Raw genomic sequence first — 7,307 nt, 5'->3', positions numbered from 1 at the left:
CAGATGTGCATAGGAGACAGCCCACCCCCCCCCTCAATCCCTCCCCTCAAGGGGGAGGGAGGCGAACGCCGCCAGCGCCGCGCCGATCAGGCACGCCGTCGGTCCGAACTTTGCCGGCACGATCTCCACCGCTTTCGACAGTCCCAGCGCCTCGCGCTTCGCCGCGGCGCGCGCTGGCTGCAGCAACCTGTCGCCCAGTGCCAGGACGCCGCCGGCCACCACGATGATCTCGACATCAACCACATTGTTGGCGCTGCCCAGCACCGCGCCCAGCACCTCCGCGGCTTCGGCGATTACCGACTGCGCTTCGGCGTCATCGGCTTCGGCCAGCACCGCGATCTCGCGGAGGCTCCGCTCCTGCCCGGTGCGCCGTGCGTACTCGAGCTCCATCGCCGTGCCGCTGGCGTAGGCTTCGAGATGGTCGGTCCCACCGCACGGGCACGCCCGGCCCTGCCGCAGCGGCGACAGGTGATGGCCGACGCTGCCGGCAATGCCGTAAGCGCCGCGCTCGACCGTCCCGTTGCGCACCAGCGAGCCGCCGACCCCGGTGCCGAGCGCCACAATCAGCGCAGATCGCTTGCCGCCGGCGGCGCCGAGCACACCCTCGCAAAGCCCCGACGCCTGCACGTCGTTGAGCACGGTGACCGGCAGGCCCAGTTCTTCCGTCAGCCGCTGCTGCAATTGCGTGCCGGCCCAACCGCTCAGATGGTCGGTCGCCGAGGTGATCTCGCCACGTTCGCCGACCACGCCGGCGGTGCCGACGCCGCAGCGGCTGACCGCTGACGGCGCACCCGCCAGAACTTCCTTCGCCAGCGCGGCGACTGCGGTGATGATCGCCTCCGCCCCGTCGCGGGCCGGGGTCGCGACCTGCCGGCTGGTGACGATAGTACCCGCGGCATCGACCAGCCCGACGAGGATCTTGGTGCCGCCGATATCGACGGCGAGGGCAAGCTCGCTCACTTCAAGGCACCCGTGGCGATGCCGCCGATGAAGTAGCGCTGGAACACCAGGAAGATCAGGAAGGCCGGCAGCGTGAACAGCACGCAGGACGCCATCAGTGGCCCCCATTGCACGCCGTGCTCGCCGAGGAACGAGTAGAGCCCGATCGACAGCGTGTAGCTCTCCTCGTCATTGAGGTAGATCAGCGGATAGAGGAAATCCGTCCACGCCCAGACGAACTGGAACACCGCCGAGGTGATCAACGCCGGCCGGGCGATGGGTAGGACGATCGACCAGTAGATGCGGAACTCCGAGGCCCCATCAACCTTGGCCGCTTCAATCAGCTCGTCCGGCACGCTCAGCAGGAACTGCCGGATCAGGAAGATGAAGAACGGCGTGCCGAGGAACGCCGGAACAATGAGCGGCAGGATGGTGCCGGTGGCGCCGACCTTGTTCCACATCATGTAGATCGGGATCAGCGTTACCTGCGGCGGCAGCATCATGGTGGCGAGCACCATAATGAATAAGAGGTTCCGGCCCTTCCAGCGCAGCTTACTCAGCGAGTAGGCGACCAGCGGCGAGACCAGCACGGTGCCGAGGACGCTGAGGCCTGCGATCACCACGGTGTTGAGGAGGAACCGGAAGAACGGGATCTGCGTCAGCGCCCCGACGAAATGATCGAGTGTCCAGGTGCGCGGCAGCAGCTCCGGCGGCGCCATGAAGATCTCGTCCGAGACCTTGAACGCCGTCGTCAGCATGACGATGAACGGGAAGACGAACACCCCGGCGAGGAGGATCACCAGGGCGTAGCGATAGATGGTCATCAGCCAGCCGAAGCGGCCGCCGACCGGCACGCGCTCGCCGACCGCGGTGCCCTGATACTCAGCGGTTGTCATAGAACACCCACTTCTTGGCCGACCACAGGATCAGCAAGGTGATGGCCAGCGTCACGAACAGCAGCACCCAGGCCATCGCCGAGGCGTAGCCCATCTTCAGGAAAGTGAAGCCGTTCTGGAACAGGTAGATCGAGTAGCTCAGCATCGAGTCGCCCGGTCCGGTCGCGGTCTGGGTCCCGAGCCCCGGATCCTTCGACAACACGAACGGCTGGGTGAACACCTGGAGGAACGCGATGATCAGCACGATCACCTGGAACAACGTCACCGGCGAGATCATCGGCCAGGTGATGTGCCAGAAGCGGCGCAGCGGCCCGGCGCCGTCGAGTTCGGCCGCCTCGTAGAGCTCCTGCGGCACGTTTTTGAGCGCCGCGAGGTAGATCAGCATGGTGCCGCCCACCGTCCACAGCATCAACACGATCACCGAAATGCCGCCCCAGCTCGCATCGAGCAGCCAGTTCGGCTGTGGGATGCGGAACCAGCGCAGGATCTCGTTGACGAAGCCGTACTGGGCGTTGAGCAGCCAGCGCCACAAAAAGCCCGCCGCTACGGCCGGCACGATCGAGGGCAGGTAGACCAGCGCTCGCCATAGCGGCTGGCCCTTCAGCTTCTGGTTGAGGATGTGGGCGCCGGCGATCGAGATCGCGATATCCACCGGCACGCCGACAAAGGTGAAAAACAGCGTGTTGTAGAGGCTCTTCCAGAACTTGGCGTCCGAGATCATCCGTTCGTAATTGGCCAGCCCCACCCATTTGGGCGCCTTGAACAGGCTGAAATCGGTGAGGCTGTAATAGCCCGAGGCAAGGATCGGCCACAGGTAGAGCACCAGGAAGCCGATGATGAACGGCGAGGCGAAGGCCAGGCCCTTGAGAAGGGCCCGGCCTGTCGGTTCGCTCGGTTTCGGACGCGCGCTCTGCAACAGCTTACTGCGAGTACGAGCCGGTACGGTCGGCAACGCCCTGCAGCGCCGCTTCGGCAGTCTGGGCGCCCTGCAGCACCGAGTCGAATGCGGACGCAAGGTCGGCATTGTATTCGGCCATGTAGAGCGCCGGCGGCAGGCCATGCGTGTTGGGGTTCTTCAGCGCGTCGAGCCAGACCTTGAAGTTCGGCAGGTCGTCATAGGTGGCGCTGTCGACCAGCGACAGGCGACCCGGAAGGTTGGCCAGCACGTGGCTGAACTTTTCCATTGCCGGCGGGCTGATCAGATACTTGAGGAACTCGCCGGCGGCTTCCTTGTTCTGGGTGTTGGTCGGAATGAAGATCGTCGACACGTCCGCCCAGGTCGAGCCGTTGAGCTCGGGGGTCTTGCCCGGCACCTGCACCACGCCCCAATCCATCCCAGCTTCGGTATTGAACTTGGCGCGCCACTCGCCTTCGAACACCATGGCAATCTTGCCCTGCTTGAACGAGTCCTGGTCCGACATATAGGGGCCGAAGCCAGCGACGAACTTGTTGTAGGCCGCGGGAGTCACCGGCGCCACCACGTTGTCGAAGTAGAACTGCACGCCCTCGACGAACCCTGGATCGGTCGGGGTCGGCTTGCCGTCGCGGTTCCAGTCGCCGCCATGCGCATAGCCGAGTGTCTTGAGGCCGGCCGAGATGTCGGTGAGCCCGAGGCCGAGCTGGGTGACGTTGCCCTCGGCATCCACCTTGGTCAGCTTCTTGATGGCGTCGGCGAGCTCGGCCATCGAGGTCGGCGGGGTGACGCCGGCTTCATCGAGCAGCTTCTTGTTGTAGACCAGCTGGAAATTATGCGTGGCGATCGGTACCGAATAGAGCACGCCGTCGACCACCAGTTGCTTCATGGCGCTCTCGGGGAAGTCGGCGGTATCGAGGCCGAACTCATCGAGCGGCAACAGGATACCCTGGTTCGCCCACGAGGCGATGTTGGAGGCGAAGTTGTCCGAGATGTCGAAGGCACCCTTGGCGCTCGACATCGACGCCAACTGCTTGGTCATGTCCGGGCTCGACACGCCCTTGACCACGATCTTGTCCTGGCTGGCGTTGAAATCGGTGATGATCTGCTCGAGCGCCGCGCCCTCCGCGCCGCCCCACAGATACGAGAAGGTGACCTCGGTCTTGTCCTGCGCTGAGGCGCCGAGCGCCCCACCCAGCAGCATGACCGCGCCCAGCGCGGTCGACATCGCGGCATGCGCCGCACGAGCTTGAGCTTTCCGCTCCATCCTGAATTCTCCCTTGGCTACATGCCGTCAAATGGTGTAGCCCAATTTTTCGAAGCGCGTCAACATGGCGTCACATTCTGCATGAAACAGACGGATATCCGTGCAATTGGAGTATACCACTCACTTGCCCGGCAGCGACGAATTGTGCTTTGATGCATGCGAGTGGAGGGAATCCGATCATGGCTGAGACCGCCGGAAACGGTCGCACGGGCACCAAGGGGGCCCAGTTGCGGAGCTATCTGCTCGGCCTCATCGAGGGCGAGTTGAAGCCGCACGAAAAGCTGCCCACCGAGCGCGACCTCGCCGAGACCTTCGGCGTCACGCGCCTGACGGTGCGCCGCGCCCTCGACCAGCTGGGCTACGAGGGCCGCGTCTACCGCACCCAGGGGGCCGGCACCTTCGTCTCAGAGCCGCGCATCGCCAAATCGGTGGAGCTGACCTCGTTCACCCAGGACATGCGGGCCCGCGGCCTCGTCCCCGGTTCGCTCGATACGATGGTCGAGGAAATCCCCGCCGGCGCCGAGATCGGGGCGCGACTGGCGCTCAGCCCGCGCGATCTCGTCGCCCACATCTCGCGCGTCCGCACCGCCGATGGCGAGCCGATGTGCATCGAGAACACCTATGTCCCGGCGAAGCTCGCGCCCGGCCTCGCGGCGCGCGGCATCACCGGTTCGCTCTACCAGATGCTGACCGAGACCTATCACCTGAAGATCGAGAAGGCCGAGCAGTCGATCCACGCCACGGTGCTCGATCCGCCCTTGGCCAAACTCCTCGGCGTTCCCGAATTCTCGCCGGCCTTCAAGGTGCTGCGCGTTGCTTACGATGCCAAGAACCAGCGCATCGAATATGCCGAGAGCGTCTACCGCGCCGACCGCTACTCCTACGATTTCGTCATTTTCCGCACGAGCAGAGACAATACGAATTGACGTCCACACGTGCCCTTTCCCTCGCCTTCCTTCCTCTCGATGAGCGCCCGGTCAATATCGGCCTGCCCGCCGGTGTCGCCGCCATTGCCGGCGCTACCCTGGCGCTGCCGCCGGCCGAACTGCTGCCCCAGCTGCGGCAACCCGGCGATGCCGACGGCCTCGGCCGCTGGCTCGAAAGCACGGCGCCCACGACCGACGCGGTAATCGCCTCGCTCGACATGCTCTGCTATGGCGGCCTGATCGCTGCCCGCACCACCGCCGATACGACGCTCAGCGCCCTCACCCGGCTCGACGTGCTGCGCCGCCTCCATGTCGCCCACCCGGCGTTGCCGCTCTGCGCCGTGTCGCTGGTGATGCGCGCCTCCAACTCCTACAACCCGCAGGAAGAGCCGGAGTACTGGGCCCAGCACGGCATGGAACTGCATAAGCTCGGCGCATTGCACCACCGCGACCTGCTCGAAGCCCTTGGCGCCAGCCATGCCGGCAATGCTGAAGCGCTTGCTGCCCTGCGTGCTGTACTGCCCGGCGAGATCGTCGCCGACTTCGAGCGCCGGCGGTTGCGCAACCATCACGTCAATCTCGAAGCCATCGCGCTCGCCTCAGAAGGCGTCATCGATCCGCTGCTGATCACCGCCGACGATACCGCCGAACACTCGGCCGGCTCGGCCGAGCAGGTCTGGCTGAAGCAGTGGAGCCACGTGCTGCCGATCACGGGCGAGGTGTTGATGTACCCCGGCGCCGACGAGGTGGCGGCGGTGCTGGTGGCGCGCCAGCTCGGCGCCCGCTTCGGCGTCACTCCGCGCTTCACCGTCGAATGCGCTGACCCGCCGGGCATGCAGCGCATCGCCAAATACGAGAACAGCCCGATGCACGAGGCGGTCGATCGCCAGCTCCGCGCCTCGGGCTCGGTGACCGTCACCAACCCCGCCGCCATGGCGCTCGTCGTGCATGCGCCGGATCCGAAACGCCGTGACCATTGCGGCATGGTGGTCGAAAAGTCCGGCACCGGACACGACAGCGCCCAATCGATCTTCGATGCCGACGACGCGGCCGAGGCCAAGAAGACCGCCGACCTCATCGCCGGCCTGCTGGCCGCCGGCCGCGAGGTGGCGCTTGCCGACCTGCGCTATTCCAACGGCGCCGATCCGCTGCTGATCGAGGAACTGCACCGCCGCAGCATCCTGCTCGAGCTCGTCGCCTATGGCGGCTGGAACACCGCCGGCAATGCGCTCGGCTCGGTGGTCGCTGCTGCTGCGGCGATCCAGATCGGTCGCGCCGCCGGCACCCTCGATGCCGCCGCCGCCCGCCGCGTGCTGCTGCACCGGCTGAGCGAGGATTTTGCCTATATGACCGACGCGCGTCGGCCGCTGAACGCCGGCGTCTATACCTTTGCCGACCGCGCCGAAGAAGCGGCGGCCGAGACCGCAATCGGCGCCGGCCTCGACGCCACCCTGAAGCGCCTCACCGGGCGGGACGACCTCGGCATCACCGCTGTCCGCTTCCCCTGGCACCGCAGCTTCGAAGTCGACTTCACCATCGTCGGGGATCTCTCGTGACTAGCCCTACCCTGCTCAAGCGCCTCGAGCGCCAGCTGATCGTTTCCTCGCAGGCGATGAAGCCGAAAAGCCCGCTGCGCCAGCGCCCCGATATCCTGGCGCTGCTTGCCGAAGCCGCCGAGCTCGGCGGCGCCGGCGGCTTCCGCCTCAACGGCGCCGATGTCGTCGGCCTGCTGCGACCCCGCACCAGCCTGCCGATCATCGGCATCGTCAAGGACAGCCGCGAAGGGTTCGACAACTACATCACCACCTCCAGCGCCGACGCCGAGGCGCTCTCTGCCGCAGGCGCCGATATCGTCGCCATCCAGGCCACATCAGGCACCCGGCCGGGTGAGACCTTTGCCGAGATCGCGGAGACCACCCACCGCCTCGGCAGACTGGTGATGGCCGATATCGCGACCCTCGAGGAAGCGCGTCAGGCCGCCGCCGAGGGTGCTGACCTCATCGCCACCACCATGGTCGGCCACACCGCGCTGACCGAGGGCCAGGCCCGCCCGCCATTCGACCTGGTGTCCGAGATCGTTGCGGCGCTCGACGTGCCGCTGGTGGTCGAAGGCGGCATCTGGACCCCCGAGCACGTCGCCGCCTCGTTCGGGCGCGGTGCCTTCGCCGTGGTCTGCGGCTCCGCAATTACGGCGCCGGACATCATCACTGAGCGGCTGGTGGCGGCGATTCCGGGTCGCTAGTTCAGCGCGCTTGGCTGCCCCTCACCCCGGCCCTCTCCCCAGAGGGGCGAGGGGGCGTTGTGGCACGGGCGGTGCAGCTCGCGTCCCCTCGCCCCTCCTCGGGGCGCAATTGCGCTCCGGGGGG

7 protein-coding genes are annotated in these 7,307 nt (G+C 66.4%); 3 read left to right on the top strand and 4 right to left on the bottom strand.

The window, feature by feature from the left end; all coding sequences use genetic code 11:
• Positions 1-33: 33 nt before the first annotated feature.
• From VW23_RS06110 to VW23_RS06095, 4 genes are read right to left on the bottom strand one after another with little or no spacing between them, the layout of a single operon-like run.
• Positions 34-960, bottom strand: a complete 927-nt coding sequence (locus VW23_RS06110) for an ROK family protein (RefSeq protein ID WP_069908699.1) — start codon at positions 958-960, stop codon at positions 34-36.
• Entirely contained in the window at positions 957-1,835 is an 879-nt protein-coding gene (locus VW23_RS06105; protein ID WP_084645641.1) for a carbohydrate ABC transporter permease, read from the bottom strand. The genes VW23_RS06110 and VW23_RS06105 overlap by 4 nt, the downstream gene beginning before the upstream one ends.
• On the bottom strand, positions 1,822-2,751 hold the full coding sequence (locus tag VW23_RS06100; protein WP_201788019.1) for a carbohydrate ABC transporter permease: 930 nt from the start codon (positions 2,749-2,751) through the stop codon (positions 1,822-1,824). The genes VW23_RS06105 and VW23_RS06100 overlap by 14 nt, the downstream gene beginning before the upstream one ends.
• A gap of 4 nt (positions 2,752-2,755) precedes the next feature.
• The gene (locus VW23_RS06095) at positions 2,756-4,015 is read right to left on the bottom strand and encodes an ABC transporter substrate-binding protein (RefSeq protein WP_084645637.1); all 1,260 of its coding nucleotides are present in this window, start codon (positions 4,013-4,015) and stop codon (positions 2,756-2,758) included.
• Between the two features lie 179 nt (positions 4,016-4,194).
• On the opposite strand from VW23_RS06095, the gene VW23_RS06090 reads away from it, so the two are divergent.
• Genes VW23_RS06090 through VW23_RS28895 form a run of 3 tightly spaced genes read left to right on the top strand, consistent with a single transcriptional unit; the run spans position 4,195 to position 7,183 of the window.
• Positions 4,195-4,941 (top strand): GntR family transcriptional regulator, encoded by a 747-nt coding sequence (locus VW23_RS06090; protein WP_069908697.1) that lies wholly within the window; start codon positions 4,195-4,197, stop codon positions 4,939-4,941.
• Positions 4,938-6,497 carry a DUF4127 family protein gene (locus VW23_RS06085; protein WP_069908696.1) on the top strand — a complete coding sequence of 520 codons (1,560 nt, stop codon included), beginning with the start codon at positions 4,938-4,940 and terminating at the stop codon, positions 6,495-6,497. Before VW23_RS06090 ends, VW23_RS06085 begins: the two co-directional genes overlap by 4 nt.
• Entirely contained in the window at positions 6,494-7,183 is a 690-nt protein-coding gene (locus VW23_RS28895; RefSeq protein ID WP_069908695.1) for an N-acetylmannosamine-6-phosphate 2-epimerase, read from the top strand. The genes VW23_RS06085 and VW23_RS28895 overlap by 4 nt, the downstream gene beginning before the upstream one ends.
• Positions 7,184-7,307: the final 124 nt, after the last annotated feature.

This window comes from Devosia insulae DS-56 (genome assembly GCF_000970465.2).
GTDB classification, from domain to species: domain Bacteria; phylum Pseudomonadota; class Alphaproteobacteria; order Rhizobiales; family Devosiaceae; genus Devosia_A; species Devosia_A insulae.
Note: the sequence above shows the minus strand (reverse complement) of the source record. Positions and strands in the feature narration are given on the sequence as shown.

Bases quoted from the DNA above. Each gene is read 5' to 3' on its own strand.
- VW23_RS06105 (WP_084645641.1), bottom strand. From the start codon at position 1,835: ATGACAACCGCTGAGTATCAGGGCACCGCGGTCGGCGAGCGCGTGCCG.
- VW23_RS06095 (WP_084645637.1), bottom strand. From the start codon at position 4,015: ATGGAGCGGAAAGCTCAAGCTCGTGCGGCGCATGCCGCGATGTCGACC.
- VW23_RS06090 (WP_069908697.1), top strand. From the start codon at position 4,195: ATGGCTGAGACCGCCGGAAACGGTCGCACGGGCACCAAGGGGGCCCAG.